The 21,447-nt window shown below is 54.7% G+C and carries 17 protein-coding genes; 1 reads left to right on the top strand and 16 read right to left on the bottom strand.

All coding sequences use genetic code 11. The features are described from left to right. From glgB to ACR0L4_RS16105, 16 genes are all read right to left on the bottom strand, one after another. Entirely contained in the window at positions 1-2,208 is a 2,208-nt protein-coding gene (gene glgB, locus ACR0L4_RS16030) for a 1,4-alpha-glucan branching protein GlgB (protein ID WP_480514161.1), read from the bottom strand. Continuing rightward, complete coding sequence (locus ACR0L4_RS16035) at positions 2,205-4,583, bottom strand: glycogen/starch/alpha-glucan phosphorylase (RefSeq protein WP_480514162.1); 2,379 nt, start codon at positions 4,581-4,583, stop codon at positions 2,205-2,207. Before ACR0L4_RS16035 ends, glgB begins: the two co-directional genes overlap by 4 nt. A gap of 19 nt (positions 4,584-4,602) precedes the next feature. Then, positions 4,603-4,974 (bottom strand): helix-turn-helix domain-containing protein, encoded by a 372-nt coding sequence (locus tag ACR0L4_RS16040; protein ID WP_170752618.1) that lies wholly within the window; start codon positions 4,972-4,974, stop codon positions 4,603-4,605. Between the two features lie 31 nt (positions 4,975-5,005). Beyond that, the gene (locus ACR0L4_RS16045) at positions 5,006-6,481 is read right to left on the bottom strand and encodes a mannitol dehydrogenase family protein (RefSeq protein ID WP_480514163.1); all 1,476 of its coding nucleotides are present in this window, start codon (positions 6,479-6,481) and stop codon (positions 5,006-5,008) included. After that, complete coding sequence (locus tag ACR0L4_RS16050; protein ID WP_480514175.1) at positions 6,469-7,242, bottom strand: L-iditol 2-dehydrogenase; 774 nt, start codon at positions 7,240-7,242, stop codon at positions 6,469-6,471. The genes ACR0L4_RS16045 and ACR0L4_RS16050 overlap by 13 nt, the downstream gene beginning before the upstream one ends. Continuing rightward, positions 7,239-8,243: an ABC transporter ATP-binding protein gene (locus ACR0L4_RS16055; RefSeq protein WP_480514164.1), complete on the bottom strand. Its 1,005-nt coding sequence runs from the start codon at positions 8,241-8,243 to the stop codon at positions 7,239-7,241. Before ACR0L4_RS16055 ends, ACR0L4_RS16050 begins: the two co-directional genes overlap by 4 nt. 12 nt (positions 8,244-8,255) lie before the next feature. Continuing rightward, positions 8,256-9,086, bottom strand: coding sequence for a carbohydrate ABC transporter permease (locus ACR0L4_RS16060; protein WP_170752610.1), 831 nt, complete (start codon positions 9,084-9,086; stop codon positions 8,256-8,258). 10 nt (positions 9,087-9,096) lie between these two features. After that, a complete protein-coding gene (locus tag ACR0L4_RS16065) occupies positions 9,097-9,963 on the bottom strand; it encodes a carbohydrate ABC transporter permease (protein WP_170752608.1) in 867 nt (288 codons plus the stop codon). Between the two features lie 120 nt (positions 9,964-10,083). Beyond that, a complete protein-coding gene (locus tag ACR0L4_RS16070; protein ID WP_480514165.1) occupies positions 10,084-11,391 on the bottom strand; it encodes an ABC transporter substrate-binding protein in 1,308 nt (435 codons plus the stop codon). A 113-nt stretch (positions 11,392-11,504) separates the two neighbouring features. Further along, positions 11,505-12,533 carry a LacI family DNA-binding transcriptional regulator gene (locus ACR0L4_RS16075; RefSeq protein WP_480514166.1) on the bottom strand — a complete coding sequence of 343 codons (1,029 nt, stop codon included), beginning with the start codon at positions 12,531-12,533 and terminating at the stop codon, positions 11,505-11,507. A 225-nt stretch (positions 12,534-12,758) separates the two neighbouring features. Next, the gene (locus ACR0L4_RS16080; protein WP_480514167.1) at positions 12,759-13,151 is read right to left on the bottom strand and encodes a hypothetical protein; all 393 of its coding nucleotides are present in this window, start codon (positions 13,149-13,151) and stop codon (positions 12,759-12,761) included. 46 nt (positions 13,152-13,197) lie between these two features. Continuing rightward, positions 13,198-15,597: a trimethylamine N-oxide demethylase gene (locus tag ACR0L4_RS16085; RefSeq protein ID WP_480514168.1), complete on the bottom strand. Its 2,400-nt coding sequence runs from the start codon at positions 15,595-15,597 to the stop codon at positions 13,198-13,200. Next, positions 15,594-15,965 (bottom strand): cupin domain-containing protein, encoded by a 372-nt coding sequence (locus ACR0L4_RS16090; RefSeq protein WP_170752599.1) that lies wholly within the window; start codon positions 15,963-15,965, stop codon positions 15,594-15,596. The genes ACR0L4_RS16085 and ACR0L4_RS16090 overlap by 4 nt, the downstream gene beginning before the upstream one ends. Position 15,966: 1 nt before the next feature. After that, positions 15,967-17,949 carry an ABC transporter permease subunit gene (locus ACR0L4_RS16095; RefSeq protein WP_170752598.1) on the bottom strand — a complete coding sequence of 661 codons (1,983 nt, stop codon included), beginning with the start codon at positions 17,947-17,949 and terminating at the stop codon, positions 15,967-15,969. Further along, complete coding sequence (locus ACR0L4_RS16100) at positions 17,949-18,977, bottom strand: quaternary amine ABC transporter ATP-binding protein (protein ID WP_480514169.1); 1,029 nt, start codon at positions 18,975-18,977, stop codon at positions 17,949-17,951. Before ACR0L4_RS16100 ends, ACR0L4_RS16095 begins: the two co-directional genes overlap by 1 nt. A gap of 85 nt (positions 18,978-19,062) precedes the next feature. Then, on the bottom strand, positions 19,063-20,013 hold the full coding sequence (locus ACR0L4_RS16105; RefSeq protein WP_170752594.1) for an ABC transporter substrate-binding protein: 951 nt from the start codon (positions 20,011-20,013) through the stop codon (positions 19,063-19,065). A 238-nt stretch (positions 20,014-20,251) separates the two neighbouring features. On the opposite strand from ACR0L4_RS16105, the gene ACR0L4_RS16110 reads away from it, so the two are divergent. Further along, positions 20,252-21,187, top strand: coding sequence for a LysR substrate-binding domain-containing protein (locus ACR0L4_RS16110; protein ID WP_480514170.1), 936 nt, complete (start codon positions 20,252-20,254; stop codon positions 21,185-21,187). Positions 21,188-21,447 lie beyond the last annotated feature (260 nt).

The following is a 21,447-nucleotide window of genomic DNA, read 5'->3' on the forward strand; positions in this document are numbered from 1 at the left end:
CTATTCGCGGCTGAATTCAAAGAATACGGTCGCAAGTGGTGGAATCGTCATAACAACAGACTGGTCGCAGCCATGTGATGGAATTGGTTCTGAGTTGAGTCCGTCCCCGTTGCCCTGATTGCTGCCACCGTAATACATGGAATCAGTGTTCAATCGCTCGGCCCATTGGCCCGCTAGCGGTACGCCAACACGAAAATCCGTCCGGGTAACGGGTGTAAAATTGGCGACAACAAACACCGGCGCGCTGTCATCTGCGCCATACCGAAGCCAGGAAAAAACCGAGTCGTTGGCATTGCCGCCATCGATCCAGCCGAACCCTTCTGGACGCGTGTCTTTCTGGTGCAGGGCCGGCGTATCCCGATAGAGCCTGTTCAGATCCCGAACCAACCGTTTCACACCTGCGTGGCTGGGTTGCTCCAAAAGGTGCCAATCGAGACTTTTTTCATGGTTCCATTCGGCACTTTGCGCAAACTCGCCCCCCATGAACATCAGCTTTTTACCCGGATGGCCCCACATGAATCCGTAATAGGCACGCAGGTTGGCAAATCGCTGCCAGTCATCGCCCGGCATTCTGCCCAACAGCGACCCCTTGCCATGCACGACCTCGTCATGGCTAAGCGGTAGCACGAAGTTTTCGGAGAACGCGTAATGCAGCCCGAAGGTCATCTTGTCATGGTGATATTTTCGGTTCACCGGGTCTTCGGCCATATAGCGCAGGGTGTCGTTCATCCACCCCATGTTCCATTTGAAACCAAAGCCCAGCCCACCCTCGGATGTCATCGCGCAAACACCTGGGAAGGCCGTCGATTCCTCGGCTATTGTCATTGCGTCGGGATACGCAGCATAGACGGCCTCGTTCATCTGTCTTAGGAAACTGATGGCCTCAAGGTTTTCACGCCCGCCATGGACATTTGGCACCCATTCGCCTTCTGCCCGCGAATAGTCGCGATACAGCATCGAAGCCACGGCATCGACGCGAAGCCCGTCGATATGGTATTCCTCCATCCAGAATTTCGCGTTCGCGATCAAATAGTTGGAAACTTCGGCTCGGCCATAGTTGTAGACCAGCGTGTTCCAATCCGGGTGATATCCTTCTTTCGGGTCAAGATGTTCATAAAGAGCGGAACCGTCAAACCACCCCAACCCATGCGGATCGGTCGGAAAATGACCCGGCACCCAGTCGATGATCAGACCGATATCAGCTTTATGGCAGGCATCTACCAGCGTTCGAAAATCGTCAGGGGTACCGAACCGCGCAGTCGGAGCAAATAGCCCAACAGGTTGATAGCCCCACGAACCGCCAAAGGGATATTCAGAAATTGGGGTCAATTCGATGTGGGTGAAGCCCATATCGCTGGCGTAAGCAACGAGGTCGGTCGCCAATTCCTGATAGCTTAGTGATCTGTCGTTTTGTTCCGGAACACGCCGCCAGCTTTCCAGATGCACCTCGTAAACGGAAATCGGTTGATCCACTTTGTGGCGTGCACCTCGCTTGGACATCCATACGCTATCTGACCAATTGTAATTCCCAAGATCGCGCACAACTGAGGCTGTTTTGGGCGGGAGTTCTGACCCGAATCCAAGCGGATCGGCCTTTTCCGGCATCAGGTGCCCGTCAGCCCCCAAGACTTCGAATTTGTAGATGGCACTATCGCCCAAATCGGGGATGAAAATCTCATGCACTCCGGTTGCGCCGCGCCGCCGCATCACGTTGCGGCGCCCGTCCCAGCCATTGAAGTCACCGATGACTGAAACACGTCGCGCGTTTGGCGCCCAAACCGCAAAGTGTACTCCGTTGCAGCCTTCATGCGATATCAGATGCGCTCCAAGCGCACGCCACAACTGGCCATGGGTACCCTCGCCTAGAAGATATTCGTCAATTTCGCCAAGAACCGGCCCAAATGCGTATGGGTCCTGCTCGGTCCAGCTATCGCTTTGACGTGTTAGGCGCAGCAGATATGGAAACCGCTTTTTTCGGCGCGGAATTGTTCCGGCAAAAACGCCGTTGTCTGCGTCAACGGGGGACAGGGCGCAAACCTTTCGCCCGGTCTTACGGTCCAAAACTTCGACCGCATCCGCCTCTGGGTGGAAACAGCGGATCACCAATCTTCCATCGACCTCATGCAACCCAAGGACCGAAAACGGATCGCCATGGTCGCCCTGAACTATGGCGGCCGCATCCCCGGTTTGGAAGAGGTCCCTGTTCATGCCGATTTACCCAAGGGTTTGGTCAGAACGCTGTCTGCCTGCCAGATATCTCGGGCATATCCTCGGATCGTCCTGTCCGACGAAAACCATCCCATACTGGCTGTATTTTGCAACGCCATCGCGGCCCAGTTCTGACTGTTGCGATAGGCGATATCTGTGCGGCGCTGAGTGTCGAAATAGCTGTCGAAATCGCAGGTGACCAAAAAGTAGTCATGATCGTAAAGCGTCCCGATCAGCGCGTGGTAGCGTCCAGGTTCTTCCGGTGAAAACAACCCTTCAAAAATCTGACCCAACACACGCTCCAACCGAGGGCTGGCCGCAATTGCGGAGCGGGCGTAGTCATGCAGCTTGCGTCGCTCCATGACCTCCTGTGCGGTCAGCCCGAAAAGGAAGAAGTTGTCTGACCCCACATGTTCGCGAATTTCGACATTGGCCCCGTCCAGCGTGCCGATCGTCAACGCGCCGTTCAGAGCGAACTTCATGTTGCCGGTGCCTGAAGCCTCTTTCCCGGCGGTTGAAATCTGCTCGGACAGATCTGCTGCCGGGATCAGATTTTCCGCCATCGTTACATTGTAGTTGGCAGGGTAAACGACCTTCAGAAGATCACCAGTCAAGGGGTCCGTGTTGATGACCTTTGCCACATCGTTGATGAGCCGGACGATCTGCTTGGCGACATGATAGCCCGGCGCGGCCTTGCCTCCGAATATCTTGACCCGGGGTGTCCACTCGGCTCCGGGATTGTCCCGCATCTCGTTCCACAGTGCGACAGTTTCCAGAATGTTCATGAGCTGGCGCTTGTATTCGTGAATGCGTTTGATCTGAACGTCGAACAATGCATCGGGGTCAACCGAAACGCCGCATTTAGCCGCGATCCAATTCGACAATTGTGCCTTGTTGTGGCGTTTAGCGTCTTTGAAATCGCTGAGGAAACTGCGATCTCCGGCACGGGTCTTGAGCTGTTTCAACTGCTCCAAGTCTGCGACCCAGCCATCGCCAATCTCGCGGGTGATCAGATCGCTCAGAACCGGGTTGCAGGTGTGCAGCCACCGACGAGGTGTGATGCCATTGGTTTGATTTATGATCCGCGCGGGGTGAATTCGGTTCAGGTCCGCAAAGACTGTTTCTTTCACCAGATCGGTGTGCAATGCCGAGACGCCGTTTACCTTATGCGCCATGATAAAGGCCAACTCACCCATATGGACTTCGCCATGTTTTAGAATGCGCGGGCTTCCGGGAAATTCTTGCTGCTGTTGCTCGTCAATGGCGCGGATGATCTCAAGATGTCGCGGGAGGACGCGGCCCAGCAACCCTTCGTGCCACCGTTCCAGCGCTTCGGGCAGCAACGTATGATTGGTGTAACCAAGACAACGGCGCGCCAGCGAAATCGCTTCTTCTATTGGCAGGTTGTGTTCATCCACCAGAATACGGACCAACTCGGGCCCGGCAATCGCCGGGTGCGTGTCGTTGAGCTGAATGGCAACGGCATTCGGCAGTTCACGAATGTCCCCATGATCGCTTAGGAAACGACGCAGCAAGTCCATTATCGACGCTGCGGTAAAGAAGTACTCCTGTTTCAACCGCAGTTCTTTGCCGGCATCGGTGGTATCGTCAGGATATAGAACCCGCGAAATCGTACGTGCCAGTGCCTCGGACCGGCTGGCCGCCAAATAGTCGCCCCGGTTGAAGCTTTCTAGATCGAATTCACTTTCGGGGCGGGCTGACCAAAGTCGTAGAGTGTTGCCCCACGCGCCTTTCCAGCCAACCACCGGCGTATCAAAAGCCTGCGCCCGAACCGTGTCAGCGGGATGCCATTCGGCTTTGCCGTCGTGATGGGTAACGTAGCCGCCAAAAGAGATGCGGTAACAGGCTTCGGGGCGTTCAAACTCCCAAGCAAACCGCTGGTTCAACCAAGTTTCCGCCTTTTCGACTTGGCGACCATCGACAAAGCTCTGTTCGAACAGCCCATGTTCATAGCGAATTCCATAGCCGTAAGCTGGAATACCAAGGGTGGAGAGCGAATCCATGAAACACGCTGCCAATCGACCCAGGCCGCCGTTGCCCAATGCTGCGTCAGGTTCATCTTGGAAGACGAGTGACGCCTCCTGATCCAATTCGGACAGAGCCTCTCTTACCTCTTGCGTCAATCCAAGGTTGGCGGTCATGTCTTCCACAAGCCGGCCAATCAGGAATTCCATGGACAGGTAGTAAACGCGTTTAGCACCGGATTGGTACGTCTCGCGCGTGCTTTCGAACCACGGGTCAACGATACGGTCGCGAAGTGTCAGCGAAACCGCCATCCGCCAGTCATATGTCGACGCATGTTCGGCATCTTTGCCAAGCGAATAGGTGAGATGTCTGAGAATTTCTGATTTCATACTCGAACGGGGTCTCCGTTTACTTGGGATTGGTTTTGATAGCGACGCCTATACCGTCAGACATGCTGCCATATTGCAAGAATTGGACACCTTCGGCCTCAAGTGTGGTGCGCATTGCCTCAATCATGGCGTGGTTTACCTTGCTTTTTCCAGCCTCAAATCGATGTACTGTCATGCGTGACACCAGCGACAAATCCGCAAACTCCTTCATGGACAAACCAAGCGCGTGACGGGCCATTCTAAGTTGCTCTGGTTTCACGTTTTCCTCCAACCTTACGGGGATCGCAAACTGCGCGAATTTGTTTTGCTTGGACGTTTTCGTGTCAGCTTGGACACCTTTGAAACTCGGTCGATTGATGCTCCATGTCAGGTAATTGGTGATTCCTTCCAAACGAACTGTCCGCAAGAACAGCTGTCTTTACTCAAACTTCATCAACGTAAGACAGAAGGGCAGCTTCGCATCCATCTTGCCAAATAGTGCTGAGCCACTCAGAGAACGCATTGGAAAACTGATCGACGTCCTTTAGATCGCCGTAAATCCAAGATTGTTCGAGCCATGCGGCCGGATTTGACTTTGCGACGAGAGCGGCCTCTGACAGTTTGTCCCAGATTGGATCGTTGGCCTCGATCACACTGCCATCTTCACGCGTGCCCGCACACATGCGGGCCCATAGCGCTTCAACGAGAGCCAAACCGACGATGGAGCGTCCGGCCATCAACTGATCCCGAAGGATCGGCAACACAAATCCGGTATGGCGTGCCGAGCCGTCGAAAGCCACACGCCGAGTTGTGTCTACAATGCGTGGATTTGAGAACCTTCTTTCCACCAAGCTTATATATTCTTCCGGGCTTTTCCCGGATACCGATGAAACCGTGGGTGCTATCTCTGTTCTCTGAACTTTACCAAAGAACTGCGAAACCGCCGGGTGCCTCATGCATTCGGATATCGTCTGGAGCCCAAGGATTTCACCAACGTTTGCAAGAACCTGATGTCCGGCATTGAGGACACGGATTTTCATAGTTTCAAACGCGTGGACGTTATCAGAAAAGATTGCGCCAACCTCGTCCCAATCTGGCCGCCCTCCACAGAACTTATCTTCAATCACCCATTGGCGGTACGCTTCGTGCGTGACGACCGCAGCGTCATCAATGCCAAAGTCTATAGCAAGTGCCAGTTCGCTGGGACCGGTCGCAGGGGCAATGCAGTCCACCATCGAATTTGGGAATGTTGCCTTGGCTTCGATCCAATCGGCGAGGTCAGGGTCGGTCATGTGAGCCAGCGATATGACGGCTTGCCGAAGGACGTCCCCGTTGCTTTGCAAGTTGTCGCAACTCAACCCGGTGAAAGGTTCATGCCCAGCTTCGCGCCGCCGACCAAGCGCGGCCACGATGGCGCCAAAAACCGTGCGAGGTGTATGTGGGTTTGCCGCGTCGTACTGAATGTCTGGGTGGTTTGTGCCAAACCCCTTGGTGACAGGATCAATGTAATAACCGCTTTCGGTGACCGTCATAGAGACAATGCGAATGCGAGGATCCGACATCATGCGAATTAGCGACTCATTGCCATCTTCAATCGGCAAGTAGTCGATCATCGATCCGATGACTTCAGCAGAGATTTTTTCCGGGTCGAGTTCGATTAAGGTCGTAAGGCAATTCTGGGCAAGCAGTTTCTCGCGCATAACCGCATCATATGGGCGTACGCCCGCACCGATTATGGCCCAGTTTTGGGCTTTGCCTTGCTGCATCAAACGGTGCAAGTACCAGGCTTGATGCGCCCGATGGAAATTGCCAACGCCTACGTGCACGATGCCAGGTTTCAAGGCGTCACGGTCATATCTAGGACGTTCGACGGTCAGTTGATTGAGTGTCGCATTCGATAGGGAGATCAGCTCATCCATTGCCCACCATCCACGTTGTAGGTTTGGGCGACGATGTAGTTCGCCGCGTCGCTTGCCAGAAAAACAGCCATGCCAGTCAAATCGTCCGGTGTACCCATGCGTCCGTAGGGAACGGCGGCATCAACTTCTTTCTTCTTTTGGCCAAGCGCTTTGTTCTCGTATTTGGCAAAGAACGCATCCACGCCGTCCCAGTGTTCGCCATCGACGACACCCGGAGAGATAGCATTCACGTTTATGCCGTTCTGGATCAGGTTCAGGCCTGCAGACTGCGTCAAGCTGATAATCGCTGCTTTTGTTGCGCAATAAACTGCAACCAGAGGTTCGCCGCGTCTTCCGGCTTGGCTTGCCATGTTGATGATTTTGCCACCTTTTCCGCGCTCAATCATGTGTCGGGCAACGGCCTGTAACGTGAACAGCGTACCGGCTACATTGATGTCGAAAGCGCGCTGGTAGTCAGCGCGTTTGATTTCAACAATTGGGGCTGCTGTAAAAAGCGCGGCGTTGTTAACAAGAATGTCGATGTGACCAAACTCAGCCAACGTATTTGCAACGGCGTTGTCTATGCTGGCCTGATCGGTCACATCCATAGCCACTGGGATTGCATTCTCGCCAAGTGCGGCGGCGCATTGGCGGGCACCGTCGGTATTGATGTCAGCGACGGCGACCCGTGCACCCTCTTTGACGTAGGCCTCGGCAAAGGCCCGCCCGATCCCTCGGGCGGCACCTGTAATCAGGGCTGTTTTTCCAGCCAGTTGCATTATTCGATCCTCAGGCCTTGAGCATCGAACTTGTGCAGCTTGTCCATCTGCGGAGTCAGATAGATCGTGTCTCCGTGTTTGGCCTGGATATCACCAGTAATTCGTACGGTGACCATATCAGCAAGACCCGTTTCATGGACGTGAATGAAAGTGTCTGAACCCAGGTGCTCGGCCACGCCAACGACGCCTTTCCACATCCCTTCTGTCGTGCTGACATCGGTGTGCTCAGGGCGAATGCCGATTGTGGCGGCTCCATTTTTCTCGGCCTCGGTGCCCTTGATCAGGTTCATTTTCGGCGACCCTATGAAGCCCGCGACAAATTCATTGCGAGGGCTGTGATAGAGCTCGAGAGGAGAGCCCACCTGCTCAATCACACCGGCGCGCAAAACGACGATCTTGTCTGCCATGGTCATGGCTTCGACCTGATCGTGGGTCACGTAGATCATCGTTGTCTTGAGCCGCTCGTGCAGTTCACTGATTTCAAGCCGCATTCCGACACGCAGGGCTGCGTCGAGGTTGGACAGCGGTTCATCGAAGAGGAATGCCGCCGGTTCTCGGACAATTGCACGGCCGATTGCGACGCGCTGGCGCTGACCGCCTGACAATTGTCCCGGACGCCGATCTAGATAATCGGTGAGGTTTAGCGCCTTTGCGGCACCTTCAATCCGGCGGTTTTGCTCGTCTTCGTCGATGCCCGCCATTTTCATCGGGAACGCAATGTTCTTGCGTACCGACATATGCGGGTACAGGGCATAAGACTGGAAAACCATTGCCAAGCCACGCTTGGCGGGGGGCACATCGGTCGCATCCGAGCCGTCGATTTCGATGTGACCTGATGTGATGTCTTCAAGCCCCGCAATCAGGCGCAACAGCGTGGATTTACCGCAACCTGAAGGTCCGACAAAAACTGTGAACTCGCCGTCTCCAATCGTGAGGTCCAGAGGCGGAATGACTTGAACTTCTCCGAAGCTTTTGGTCACTTGGTTGAGTTTAATTTGTCCCATTGGTCAAGTTCCTTATTTAACGGCGCCGAAGGTCAGGCCGCTGACAAGTTGTTTCTGGCTGAACCAGCCAAGAATGAGGATTGGCGCAATGGCCATGGTTGATGCTGCACTGAGTTTGGCAAAGAACAGACCTTCGGGGCTGGAGTAGCTGGCGATGAAGGCTGTTAGAGGAGCCGCGTTGGCGGCGGTCAGGTTCAGTGTCCAAAACGCTTCGTTCCAAGCCAGAATGAAGTTAAGTAGCAAGGTCGACGCTATTCCGGGAACGGCCATCGGTGTGAGGACATAGAGGATCTCCTCTTTCAGCGTCGCACCATCCATACGTGCAGCTTCCAGGATCTCACCGGGGATTTCCTTGAAGTATGTGTACAGCATCCAGACGATGATCGGCAGGTTCATCAGCATGAGGATGATGACCAGTGCGCCTCGGCTGTCGAGGACCCCAAGTTTAATGCAGATCAGGTAGATAGGGTACAGAACGCCAACTGCCGGGAGCATTTTGGTGGACAGCATCCAGAGCAGAATGTCCTTGGTGCGCTTGGAAGGTACGAATGCCATCGACCACGCTGCGGGGACTGCAATGATGATACCCAAAATTGTTGAGCCACCGGCGATGATGATCGAATTCCAAAGGAACCGGGCGTAGTTCGACCGCTCCATCACTGCTGAGTAGTTTTCAAGTGTCCAGTCGAATGCCAGGAACACCGGAGGGTCTGCAATTGCAGTGGCTTCGGTCTTGAAGCTGGTCAGGACAGTCCAAAGGATCGGGAAAAAGATCAGCAGTCCAACACCCCAAGCGGCGGCTGTATTGATGATCTTACGTTGTTGAGTTACTGCGCGGGCCATTTTTTCCTCCTCACGCGTCCAGGTTCTTGCCAACGATGCGCATCAGGAAGATCGCAACGATGTTAGCGAGAATGATTGCGTAGACACCGCCGGCGGAACCGAGGCCGACATTCTGACTTTCAAGAACGCGCTGAAAAATCAGGTAGGTCAGTGTCCGAGTGCCAAAGGCACCTCCGGTCGTGACAAATATTTCCGCAAATATTGCCAGCAAGAAGATCGTCTGAATCAGAACCACGATCGTAATTGCACGGCTCAGATGCGGTAGAGTAATGTACCCAAACCGCTTTATCGGCGGCGCACCGTCCATTTCTGCCGCTTCCAGCTGCTCACCGTCCAGAGATTGGATCGCGGTCAACAGGATCAGCGTAGCGAACGGCAACCACTGCCAGGAAACGATCATGACAATTGAAGGTAAGGAAGCCTCAGACAGCCACGAAATCGGCTCGGCCCCGAAAAAGCGCCACAGGTGAGCGAACAGGCCGTTCACCGGATCCATGAACATATTCTTCCAAACCAACGCTGAAACCGTGGGCATCACAAAGAACGGTGCGATAACCAGAATGCGAACGACACCTTGCCCCCACATCGGTTGGTTCAACAGGATTGCCAGCAATACGCCAAAGATCACGGTGATCAAGAGAACACCACCGACGATGGTCAGGGTGGCCAACACAGACGGCCAGAAGGCGCTGGAGCTGACAAAGCGAACATAGTTGTCGAAACCGACCCACCCAAGATCTCCTCCACGCAGCGGAAGGTATTGCTTGAATGAGAAAATGAGCGTCATGATCAATGGAACGAGCATCCAGCCGAGGAGCAAGATAACCGCTGGGGCCATCATAAGCCGCGCCGCTGATCGGGAGTGTTTAGTAGCCATCGGGCATACCTCCTCTGTTGATTGCCATAAGGCTATCTTAAACAGTGCAGAGTTTTTGAAAATTAGTGGCGCCTCGGGAAACACTTGGGAGAAGAGTGTTGCCCGAGACCGAGGGAGCGCTTAGCGGTAGCCAGCTGCTTCCATAGCGTCGTTTGTGATCGCTTGAGCTTTTGCAAGCGCCTCATCAACGGTTTGCTGACCGGCATAGACGGCCGAGAACTCCTGGCTCACTTCGGTAGCGATACCCGCGAATTCCGGGATTGCCACGAACTGGACGCCAACATATGGGACCGGCTTCACAGTCGGATTTGTCGGGTCGGCAGCAAGAATTGAGTCCAGCGTCTTTTGAGCGAAGGGAACGGCCTGGTAGTTGGGGTTTTCGTACAATGAGGTACGTGCGCCCGGTGGTACGTTGGCCCAACCTTCGTTTTCGGCGACAAGCTCAATATAGTCCTTGGACGTTGCCCATTCGATAAACTCTTTTGCCGCATCTTCTTTTTGCGTTCCGGCGGGAACCGCCAGCGCCCAAGCCCAGAGCCAGTTTGCTTTCTTGTCGACACCTTCGCTGTTAGGAGCGAGCGCGAAGCCGACTTTGTCAGCGACGGTAGAGTCGTCAGGATTGGTTACAAACGAAGCCGCTACAGTGGCATCGATCCACATGCCGCACTTGCCCTGTTGGAACAGGTTCAGGTTCTCATTGAAACCATTGGTCGCGTAACCTGTTGGTCCGGATTCTTCCATCATACCAACGAAGAAGTTGAGGGCATCTGCCCATTCTGGCTGATCGAACTGGGCATTCCAGCCCTCGTCAAACCAACGCGCTCCAAAGGAATTCGCAGTCACTGTAATGAAGGCGCCGCCTTCACCCCAACCTGCCTTGCCGCGCAAGCAAATGCCGTTGATGTCATTGTCACGATCAGTCATCGCTGCAGCGGCTTCACGGATGAACTGCCAGGTCGGTGCATCGGGCATTTCCAAGCCCGCCTTCTCCATCAGATCGGTGCGATACATGATCATCGAGCTTTCGCCGTAAAACGGTGCTGCGTAAAGCGTGCCGTCATGGCTCAGACCAGCTCGCATGGCTGGCAGGATGTCATCAGCGTCATACTCGGCCGAAAGATCGTCAAGCGCGACCAGCCATCCATTTGCACCCCAAATCGGGGTTTCGTACATGCCGATGGTCATAATATCGAAAGAACCGCCCTTTGCAGCGATGTCCGTGGTGACACGCTGGCGCAGTACGTTTTCTTCCAGCGTGACCCATTCCACTGTATGGCCGGTTTTGTCGGTGAAATCCTGGGTCAGACCCTGCATGCGAATCATATCACCGTTGTTGACAGTGGCGATGACAAGATTCTCAGCCAGCGCGCCACTAGCAGTGACAAGTGCCATTGCTGTCGCTGCGCATAAAGCTTTTTTGAATGACATCCTAATTCTCCTCCTCGTTGGATGATGACATCGACCTTAGTCAAAATCGCAACGCGAAGTCAATTAAAAATTTACGCGCGTAAATTTATAGATGATTTCGTCATGGCGACCCCTTAGGCCGACTCCCGCATGATCAATCGGCCTTCAAACAGCTTCTCCTGCCTTTTCGCGGAGACTTCTCCCTTCTCGAACAATGCAAAGAGCGTCGAAACCGACCAATTCGCAATAGCTTCGTAATCTTGCGCGATTGTCGTCAGAGGAGGGCATGTGAACCGGGAAAACGGGTGATCGTCGTGGCCCGCAATCCTGAGGTTGCACTCGGGTCCATGACCAACCTTGAAACCAAGTCCATAGGCAGCAGACAAAAGACCGATGGCAAAGCGATCGTTGCTGCACAGGATTGTATTGGTCTTGAATGCCCCTTCGGACAAGAGCCTTCCACCCTCGACTTTTCCAATTTCTTCAAAGTCCCAGCCTTCTCCGCTCACTCGAAAAATGTTCGGTGTTTGACCGTGCCGTTCCATGCTTTCGATGTATGCCTGTCTGTGCTTGTTGGCATTCGGGTTGAGCGGTTTCTTCATTTCAAAAAAACAGGGTGGTTCACCGCTGCGACAGAGGTACTCGACCATTAGGTTGACGCTCTGAAAGTGATCAGTACCGACAAATGCTCGCCCAACATCATGCATATTGGCATCAAACAAGACGACCGGAATCTCTGCATCAAATGCTTTAACGGCGTCTGTGTCTGACAGCCGACCAAACGGTGCCAATAGGACACCAGCAGGTTTTAAGGATTTGAGTGAATTAAGATTGTCTCGCTCCATTTCCGGATTGCCGTGAGAACTGAGCAAAATCGGGCTGTAACCGGCTTCAATACAGGCAAGCTCCACGCGTCTGCCGATCTCGGAAAAGAAGGGGTCAGCCAGGTTAGGTACGACAACGCCGATATTCTTGGTCGTGCGCCGGTTTTGATTCATCGCGAAAACATTCGGATGATAGTCATATTCTTCTAGCGCCGTTTCAATCTTTTTTCTTGTGGAAACCCGCACGCTTTCTGGGTCATTGAAGTATTTTGAGACGGTAGGTCGGGAAATCCCACTGATAGCCGCAAATTCTTCCATGTTTCGGATTTTGCGTTTCAATTCTTGTCTCACACCAAGTTACAACATGTCGCGCGGTAATTTATGTCAAAATTAGCGGTGAAAACCCCTTGGTGTCAAGTCCATCGGTGTGAGTGGCGTCTTCTCGCACTCCCACCTAAATTCAACTTGAAGGTTGTGTCGCAAACTCCTTTCTCGACTGCCCTCATGCCGAAGTTCTAGTAGCGTATCTCTGGTCTTCTACCGAGCAATGAAATGCCCACTCCATCAATTGGCATGCTCGCGACTCAGAAGCACCAGTGTTCGTTTGATTTGGCCCTTGTCTTTTTGGGCGACACGATAAAGACCGTCTGACGTGAGGAATTCCCTCAGTACGTAGCTGTCGGGGTGATTAACGGACTCATCGTATTGTGTCTGAGTTCCGTCTTTGCACCGTGTTACTTCGGCCCATAGATCGTCAAACGCGCGAACGGCTTGAGTATCCCGGAATGGAAACTCCCAGCGGCATGAAACGCCTTTGACATTGGCCAAACCAACATATGTTTCGCAGATCGCTCCTTTCGGGGCGAAACCGGTGGTGGAATAGCTTTCAAGCGCGAAAACCCGGCCACATTCACCTGCAACGCCGGGTTTTGGTGAAGTTGCGATGACAAGTCCCATCAAACAAACGACGGCAGATTTCGTCGTTGAACTCGCAGTCAATTCTTCATTCGGCAGCGTCCGGGACATTGTTTTGGACGTAGACGCCCTTCACGCGCTCTTTCGCTGGATCAAAATGTGGGAATGGTACAATTTTCGCCTTCAGGCGCTTTTGCTGCCCATCCAATTGGCCTATTTCTATGTCATGCCCCTCTATCGAATGGGTTGAAGCAACACGACCCAGGGCGATGACTTTGCCTAAGATGGGTGACTTCATCGCGCTAGTGATTTCGCCGACCTGTGCCTTTCCGATGCGCACACAATCGCCCGGTGAAGGAACGGTTCCTCCTTCTATTTCGAACCCGACCAGTTTGCGGTGAGGGTGCGCTTTGCGTTCCTCAATTGCAGTGCGCCCGATGAAATCATCGGATTTTGACTTCAACGGGACAGTAAAGCCAATGCCAGCCTCGAACGGATCGGTCTGGTCGTCAAATTCAGAGCCGGCGAAGATCAAACCGCCTTCGATCCGCAACATGTCAAGTGCAGCAAGCCCAAGCGGGGTCATTCCATAGTCCTGACCAACTTCCCAGACACGATCGAAAATCTCGACGGCGTCTTTGGGGTGGCAGAATATTTCATACCCCAGTTCGCCGGAATATCCGGTCCGGGAAATCACGACGGATGTTCCACGCACGTCCCCGACCCGGGCCACCGTGAGCCGGAACCAGGGTAGTTCCTCTATGGTTGGCTGCTGAGGTGGCGTCCAGAAGATCTGCGAGAGGATGTCGCGGCTGTGCCGCCCTTGCACCGCGATGTTGTGCAACTGATCTGTCGAGTTGCGCACCCAGACGTTCATATTGCGCTTGCGCGCCTGTTCCTGCAGCCACAAACCGCTTGTGTCGTTGCCGCCGATCCAGCGGAAGTTGGTCTCTCCCAGGCGATAGACCGTGCCATCGTCGATCATGCCACCATGTTCATAGCACATGGCCGTATAGACCACCTGACCCACGCTCAGCTTTTTCATATTGCGGGTCACGCAAAGCTGCATCAGTTCTTCAGCGTCTGGGCCGACGACTTCGTATTTGCGCAGAGGGCTCAAGTCCATCACGGCGACCTTGTCCCGACAGGCCCAGTATTCGGCAATTGCACCGTGATTGGTCATCGTATTGGGCAGCCAGTAGCCGTTGTATTCGACAAAATCACGCGTATGACGCGCAAAGCAATCGTGAAATGCTGTTTGCTTGGTGTCTTCCACATCCGCCTCCGCAGATTTTCTGTAGCCGTAGGACCGTTTGAAATCCTCAGTTGCTTTGTAAGTTCGCACCTGAATGTCGGTTGGGTTCCAACCATTGGCCGGGTCGATGTCACAGGGACAGCCGGTGCTGACGCAGACAAGGTCCGTCAGGGCGCGCAATAGCACGAAGTCTCCGGGTCGCGACCAGGGATCATCCATGCCGATGGCATTGGCATCGTCCAGCATCGTGTTGAAAAAGAAGTTGATCGCGGGCCAACCCGCACGGGGTCGGATGCCATACTGGTTCAGATCCTTGTTGATATTGTCCGAGCAATTCACGTGGCCGGGATAGCCCAGATCCTCATAGTATCGCGCTGTGCAGGCCAGTCCGAACGTGTCATGGCGTCCGCAGGTATCCTGCACGATCTCGACCAGAGGTTCCTGATCCACCGACCAGTATTTCGAGAATATGCCAGGTTGCGGATACAGGCTGCCCATCAGGCTGCGTGTTGTAGTGGGATCAATCTCACGCTCAATCCCCTGATCCAAAGCGCGGCGGCTGAACGCCTGAAAGTCCGAGCATTCGCGCCCCCTGACATCCACGATCTGGATGAACTCTCCGGCCTTGACCTCATAGGATTGGGCGTTCCCCGGTTGGATATTGATGTCATTGAGGGGATCAGCCAGCGGATCAGGCGGACCCATGTCGGGTTTTTCCAAACCGGGCGCTGCACGCTGTATGTATAGAATGATGTCGGTCGGAGGGTTGTTGTCTTCGGGCCGCATTGCTTCACCGGGTGCTGCGACGATCAGAAGACCGTCACATTCCGCCACGAAATGCGCCATGTCGCCCGGGCGCGATCCATCCGTGAACGCCCGGATCGCATCCCCACGTCCGATGTCAAAGCCTGCGACCTCTAACGCGCGCAACACTTTCTTTCCCGAGGCCGAACCATTTGCCAGAGTTGCAATCAATCCCTCAGGTCGCCCATGCCCCTGCGCGCCGAGCATAGCAGCGTCCGAGCTTCGGTCCGGGGCAAAGAACACCATCTCGGCCGCTTGCATCCCATCGCGATCCAGCAATGTGATCGTGTCGCCCTTTGATACTGGAACCGCGCGCGACCCTGCACCGGGGACGGGATGACGCTCGGTTCCGTGCGGCAGGATCGGAAGGCCGGGGGCCAGCACCCCGCTGCGTTCGAACGGCACTTCGAAGACCGGCTTCACATTCATAATGCACCTTCCTGAATGGATTCGGTTGCACCGCGGTGTGTGACCACCAAAAGGCACCCCGCCTTGGTGCGGGAAAAATGGCTGGAACCGGCTGCAAGGCTGACAAAGTCGCCACTGCGGTAGCTAAATCCATCGTGATCGGTCAGATCGCCTTCGAGGACAAAGAACTCTTCCGGGCCGTGATGGACATGCGGGTTCGAGCGTGTGCCCGGCGCCATTTTCATCAGATAACTGCCTTGCCCGGAGTCTTCGTCAAAGCTGACATTCTTCCACCAGACCTGTTCGCCGGGCAGGTCTGTCATCTGCATTCTGACAAAGCCGGTATCGTCAAAACGGGTGACGGTACGCATGTTGTGTTGCTGTGTCATCTCAATCGAGCCCCAGTCGCTTTTTACGCTGTTCCGCCCAGCTGCTGATGGCCATGTCAAAGGTCAGCGCCATCAGCGACACGTTCAGACCAAGGACAAAGTTTTTGCCCAGCTCGGTTCCTGCCAGCGTTCGCTGCAATTCCTGTCCCAGGTCCTGTGTGCCGATGAAGGCCGCGATGATGACCATGAAAAAGGCAAACATGATCGCCTGATTGAACCCAACGGCCATTGTTGGCAGTGCCAGCGGAAATTGAACGGACATCAGCTTTTGCCGCCGCGTGGATCCGGACATATCTGCCGCTTCGGTCATTTCCGGCGGCACGCTGCCGAGGCCAATAATAGTGTATCGGATCAGCGGCACGGCGGCGAAGATCAGGATTGAGAAGACAACAGCCACGTCATTGACACCGAACAACATGATGGCCGGGATCAGATAGATGAAGCTGGGGAATGTCTGAGCGGTGTCGCATGCCAGCAGGATGCTTTTGGACCAGCGTTCGGACCGGGCCGCAATCACGCCAAGTGGAATGCCGATCAGGGTGGCGAGCGCAACAGCCGAGATCACAGTATATAGCGTGATAACCGACCGGTCCCACCAGCCCGAGAATGCGACGATGGTAAAGAACACGGCAGCATAAATGCCCGGACGGCGTCCGCCGACCCAATAGGCAAAGGCAACGACCAGCAGGATGAAAGCGGGGGTGGGGATCGCCAGCAGCGTATCCCGGAACGGAATCAGAACCTTGACGTTAAGGAACCAGCGCAACCATTCCGTCGTGCCCTTGATGGCATCGATCGCCAGAAACGACTTGATGACCACATCGATTTCCTTGCCCTGGCTCAGGTGCTGCTTGCGGCCCACTTCGGCCAGGATCGGAAACAGCTGCGACAGCAGGATAAACCCGACAAACAGACCAAGTGCGACCAGCGAAATCTGATGCCGCTTCCACCAGGGCGTGCCACGTTCAAAGTGAACTGGTTGCTTGACCACCCAGGCCTTGGACATCCGATCCAGCGTCACGGCCAGAAGAACAATGGTGACGCCGATCTCGAACGATCGGCCAAGTTTGAAGCTGCCCATCATCGCCAGCAGTTTGGCGCCAAGTCCGGGCATACCGATAAAGGCGGTCAGAACCACCATGGCCAGACACAGCATGATAACCTGATTGACGCCGACCAGAATTTCAGTGCGCGCTGCCGGAACATAGACATGACGAAGCATCTGCCAGCGGGTGCAGCCAGACATCTGGCCTGCTTCGATCACTTCTGGGCTGACCTTCTTCAGTCCCAGCGTCGTCATCAGGATCATCGGCGGAATTGCGAATGTAATGGTCGCAACGGCACCGGCTGTTGGCCCGACCTTGAAAAAGATCACCGCAGGCAAGAGGTAGGTAAAGAAGGGCAGGGTCTGCAAAACGGACAGGATGGGCTTCAGCATGCGCTCGAACCAGCCATACTTCCACGCGGCAATACCCAGGACCAGACCCAGCAGAAACGCCAAAGGTGCCGCGACAACGATCACGGACATGGTTTGCATGGCGATTTTCCACTGACCGATTGCCGCGGTCCAGATAAAGGTCCCTGCACCCAGAGCGGCCAGTTTCCATCCACCGACGGCGTAGCCAACAACTCCGGCAACGGCAGCAATCGCAGACCATGGGATCGGCCCCAGATTGGGCCAACGACGCTTGCCCTCCAAAAGGTTTGCTGATGTGTCCAGCAGAAACTCCAGCGGACCTTCGGCGATGAAGCGGGTCACATAGATCAAGCCCAGATCATTCTGGATGAAATTGAAAACCACATCCAGAACCTGCGCCGTGGGTGGAATGGCCGCTTCTGGAATGCGGTTGAGCCATTCGGGTAGAATGCCGACGGCCTTGGCTAGGATCAGTGCAACGGCCACGACCAGCAAGGTGGTAAGCACTCGGGCACGTCCCGAGGGTTTGTCCGAGGTCTCGGGCAGATCGGTGGACAGCGTCGCCATCATTCGGCTCCGAGCAGAACATTCAACGCAGCGTCGCGTTCCAGAACACCGGTTACAACGCCCTTGTCATCGGCAACCGGCAAAAGGATGCGGTTGTCATTGACCAGAACACGCGCCAGTTCGTGGATGGTTGAGCCACCGTTGATCGGCGCGCCTTCCAAGGCGTGTCCATTGACCGGTTTTGCCAACCCTTTGGCGTGTACCACACGGGCTTTGTCGATATCTTCGGTGAATTTTGCCACATATTCGGTGGCGGGGTTCATCACGATCTGATCGGGCGTATCACATTGTTCAACCGCGCCATTGCGCATGATCGCGATCCGATCTGCGAGGCGCAGTGCTTCGTCGAAATCGTGAGTGATAAAGACGATGGTCTTGCCCAGCATTTCTTGCAGTCGAAGGAATTCATCCTGCATTTCGCGGCGGATCAATGGATCAAGGGCCGAGAACGGCTCGTCCAGAAACCAGATGTCCGGCTCAATCGCCAGGGACCGGGCAATGCCGACCCGTTGCTGTTGCCCACCGCTGAGTTCGCGTGGGAAGTATTCTTCGCGACCCTCAAGGCCGACCAGTTTGATGACTTCAAGCGCACGTTCACGGCGGTCATGGCGATCCTGACCACGCATTTCCAGCGGGAAGGCCACGTTATCCAGAACCGTACGATGCGGCAGCAGTCCAAAGGACTGGAACACCATGCCCATCTTGTTGCGCCGCAATTCGATCAGATCGCGTTCGCTCAGGCTCATGATGTCCTGACCATCAACCTCAATCGTACCGCCGGTAATGTCGTGCAGGCGCGAAAAGCATCGCACCAACGTTGACTTTCCTGATCCAGACAGCCCCATGATGACCAGCATTTCGCCCCGGCCAACCTCGATCGAGACGTCTTTGACCCCGGCAATGTAGCCATCCGCACGAATCTCATCGAAACTGCGGCCAGCCGGCAGCGATTTCAGATAACTCTCGGGCGAGGGACCAAACAGTTTCCAGACGTTTTTGGCTGAGATTACAGGCGCTGTGGTGGACATGGCTGCCATTCTTTCTTGTTAAGCGCGGCCCTGCTTCACTGAGATCAGCAAGGCCGCGCCAGTTTCATTGCGTTTGACCGGATTGTCAGCTGCAGGCGCTGATCCAGGGATCAACAACAGCGCGGTTGGCATCCAGCCATTCGGCTGCGGCCTCTTCCGGTTCCAACTCGTCTGTATCGACCAGCTTGGCCATCTCCGCGATCTGAGGGTTGGTAAAGGAAATTTCAGTCAATACGCAGTAGGCCGTCGGCCATTTGTCTTTCATTCCATCCCACGCAGCTTTTTTCAGATAACCGGTGGCTGGGTTGCCGCAATCATACAGCGCGTCCGGGTTCGGGCCTTTGGATGGGTCTTTGTCGCATCCATCTTCCCAGGCCGGAAACTCGACAAACTCTCCGGGCCAGACGGCTTCGGCGAAATTGGGCGTCCAGTTGAAGACCAGAACCGGCTTCTTGTCGGCTTCTGCTGCGCCAATTTCAGCCCACAATGCCGCGGCCGAACCCGCATTGATAACGGTGAAGTTCAGATCAAGTGCTTCGGCACGTTCCTTACCGTGCTTCAGCCAGTCAACCGGACCATCCAGATACCGTCCTTTGTCACCGGTTTCGGCCGTAGCAAATAGATGCGCACAATCGTTCAGGGCTGTCCAATCCGGCAGGCCGGGACAGGAATCCTTGGTCCACATCGGATACCACCAGTCTTCGCGTGTGACTGCGTCGTGATCGCCCGCATCATGCAGGCCGCCCTTTTCCAGAGCGGCGCGGAAGGATGCGCCAAATGCGCCTTCCCAGACTTCCATCTCAAGCGTGACGTCGCCCAGACGCACCGACTCGTAGACCGCCTGACTGTCGGTCGTGACGTATTCGACGTTGTCGCCGATCTCTTCGAACAACTGGCCGACCACGTAGGACATCACGATCTGGCTGGACCAGTTGTGAATTGGGATGACAATCGGATCACTGCTGTCTTCTGCAATCGCACCGGTGCCCGCTACCGCTGCCAAGGTTGCAGCAGAAAGTAGGTTTGAAAGTTTCATGTTTGCTCCCTGAGTGACGTTCATTTTCGATCTTGAAGGCTCTTCCGGCCCCGAATTTGATCATTCTGCCCAAATTTGTCCGAGACGCAGAACAGAAATTTGAGAGGCGTTGCCTATAAAATCTTGAGGCTAATCTGACTTTTCACTATCTTAACAGTCAGTTGCCTGATCGGTTTCCAGTCGAGGCGGGCAAAACTTTTTGATTGCGACCACCTTCAGATTGGGATTCCGCCTTCAGATGCCAAAGAAAGCACCAGTTACAGGCAAGGTTCTTCCACCACTCGACTACCTTCTGGCTTTTGAAGCGGCAGCCAAGGCACAGAGCTTTGCGCAGGCCAGCAAAGTGCTGAACATTTCGGAAACGGCAATCAGCCGCAAAGTGCGCCTGCTAGAGCAGCACTATGACGTACCCCTGTTTGTCAGAGGTCATCGGTCGGTCTCACTGACGCAGCAAGGGGCCATATTGTTGGCGACCGTGGAAAAGTCGCTGGACCTGATGCGGGAAGTCAGCCGTGACATGCTGGCCAAACATCAGGCCAACACGGTCTCGATTTCTGCGACCAACTCTGTTGCGTCGCTTTGGCTGATGCCGCAGCTGCGCAAGTTCAACAAATCCAACGGTCGCATCCGTATTTCGCTGGTGTCTTCAGACAGTGACGCAGAGTGTCTGTCTGATTCGATGGATCTGACGATATTGCGCGGCGATGGGGATTGGCCCGGATATGACGCTCAGCTTTTGTTCGGGGAAACGGTTTTTCCGGTCTGTAGTCCAGAGTACCTCAAAAACAATCCAAAGGCGGCAGTACTATCTGCGTTGCCAGAGTTGGATCTGATTGAAGTGACGAGCAGTCATGCGGAATGGATGACATGGCATACCTGGCTGAGCGGCAATGGGATTTCCACCTCGTCGATGGAACGGGCTGTGGCCTTCAACACCTATCCTCTGTCTATACAAGCAGCAGTTGACGGTTTGGGGGTCGCCTTGGGTTGGGCTCATCTTGTTGATCCGCTGCTCGAAAACGGGTCGTTGGTGAGACCAATCCAAGAGGTATCGGTACGAACACAGTCGGGGTACTACCTCCTAAAGAGCCCGACGCACAAAACCTTTCCGGAACGCGGTATCGTCGAGGATTGGTTGTTGGGACTTAGCGCCGGACGCAAACGGTACGCATGATCCAGAGGCGCCATCGCGCGACAAATGTCCTTGCTGTCAAAGTCTCTGCGATTCAGAGGTTGACCCAAAGGAATAATTATTTACCGTAAAGAAAGTATCCGATTCCACCCCCGGTCGCATATGCGGACGGGTCAGAATTCGTTCGATCTACTTTGCAGGGAGTCCAAAACCCAATGAGTTACAAATCCGATATCGAAATCGCCCGCGAAGCGAACAAGAAGCCGATTCAGGAGATTGGTGCCAGGATTGGCATCGAGACT

It is taken from the genome of Ruegeria sp. AB5 (assembly GCF_056542645.1).